Below are 1,640 nucleotides of genomic sequence, written 5' to 3' on the forward strand. Positions count from 1 at the left end.
TCCCGCCCCGACCACCTGCGCCTAGGGCAACTTCCGGCTTCGACACGACCGGACCACCCACGAGCACGGGCCCGTCATGGGCTGCCCGGGGCGCAGCAGTGCGGCCACGTCGTGGATGCCGAGGTGAGACCGACTAGTAGGGCGGCGGTGTTGCCGACTGATCGGGACGGGCGGCGGCAATGAGGCCGCCGGCGCAGACCCAGCATTTCCAGACCGCGGCCAGCAGCCGCCACAACGGTTCCAGGCGGGTGAGCGGGACCAGGACGATCGACACCAGCGCCACCGCCAGCAGCGGGGCGATCACCAGCCCCGCGCGCCAGGCCAACCGGGGCCCCAGCCTAGCGCCGGCCGCGCCCCTGGAGACTGACCAGATCAGCAGGGCCAGCCCGGCCAGGTTCAGGGCGCCGCCGGTGCTCAGGATCAGCCGCCCGAACACCCGCACAATGCTGTCGTCCGCGTCCGCACCGAGGATCACCATCAGCACCGACAGCAGCGCCGACACGGCCAGCGAGGCTGCCGCGAGCCCATATCCGGCCCGGCAGGCACGCCGGTGGGCCGGACTGATCCGGGCGGCGAGCCCGGCGCCGAACCGAGCCAGGCCGATAGCCGCGACCAGCTGCAACGCCGATGCCACGAGCACCGACGCCCGGCTGTCCGTGTAGTACTCCCGCAGTTCACTTGGCGAGGCCCCGGGAAGGTAGAGCGAGACCCTTGCCAGCGCTGCACCGGCTACGAGACTGGCGACGAAAAAGGCCACGAAGACCACACCGCCCAGCCGCCGCACGTCGACGTCGACCACTACCTCGAAGTCAGCACCATCCCGCCCGGCACCGCCGAGGCCTTCGCTGCTGGTGACGAGGGATTGATGACTTGGCGCAGCCTGGGCCGACGGTCTCGCGCACTGGCTGGGTCCCAAGGCGACGCAGGTGCCAGCACCAATGAATGCTGGCACCCCATCTGGAAACTCACCTTTTAAGATCTTGTGTATGTCAGCGACGTCCGGAGACCGGCGCATTCCCCGGTACACCGCCTACGACTCGGTGCAGGCCTACAACACAGCGCACCCGGATGCGCCGATGCCGCTCAGCCCTGACGCCCGCAACATGTTGCGCAGCTTCACCTGCGCCGGCGCTGGGCTGAAGGACGACCTGACCGCGAGCGAGAAGACCCACACGCTGGACTTCCTGCCCGGCGGCGCACCCGGACCAGGCCAGCCGGATCGGACCGGCACGGTCGTCGCGACCCACTGGGGCAACCCGCCCTACCTCGTCCTCGCCGAGAACGTGTCGCTGCGGAAGGCCTGGGAAGCCATCACCGCGCGGTGGCCGTCGGACCTCTCAGCCGCCGTCGAGGCGCTGCGAGATCTAGCCGACAGGGCGGTCTCCGACAGCCCATAGCACTCGCGCATGGGCCACGGCCCACACCGTCGTCAGTTGCCAGTGGCCCGCCGCTTCGCCAGCTCCGGTCGAACCTGCGACCAAACAGCATTTCCGCCCGGGCGGGCCGACTCAGCCGCCAGGCAGCAACGAGGTTTTCCCGTTGAGAACTACGAGGAGTGTCGAAGTGGCTCGTGGACACCAGATGAAGGCGCTCGCCCTTCTCCCGGCTTTCGCGCTGGTCGGCCTGACCATGGCCTGCGG

Annotated in this window: 2 protein-coding genes; one reads left to right on the plus strand and one right to left on the minus strand. The window is 69.6% G+C overall.

The window, feature by feature from the left end; genetic code table 11:
* Positions 1-133 precede the first annotated feature (133 nt).
* On the minus strand, positions 134-799 hold the full coding sequence (locus AB0F91_RS47160; protein ID WP_360609052.1) for a hypothetical protein: 666 nt from the start codon (positions 797-799) through the stop codon (positions 134-136).
* A gap of 187 nt (positions 800-986) precedes the next feature.
* Here AB0F91_RS47160 and AB0F91_RS47165 point away from each other — a divergent pair, with 187 nt between their 5' ends.
* Positions 987-1,397: a hypothetical protein gene (locus AB0F91_RS47165; RefSeq protein WP_360609054.1), complete on the plus strand. Its 411-nt coding sequence runs from the start codon at positions 987-989 to the stop codon at positions 1,395-1,397.
* Positions 1,398-1,640 lie beyond the last annotated feature (243 nt).

This window comes from Amycolatopsis sp. NPDC023774, from assembly GCF_040639695.1.
In the GTDB taxonomy this organism is placed as follows: Bacteria; Actinomycetota; Actinomycetes; order Mycobacteriales; family Pseudonocardiaceae; genus Amycolatopsis.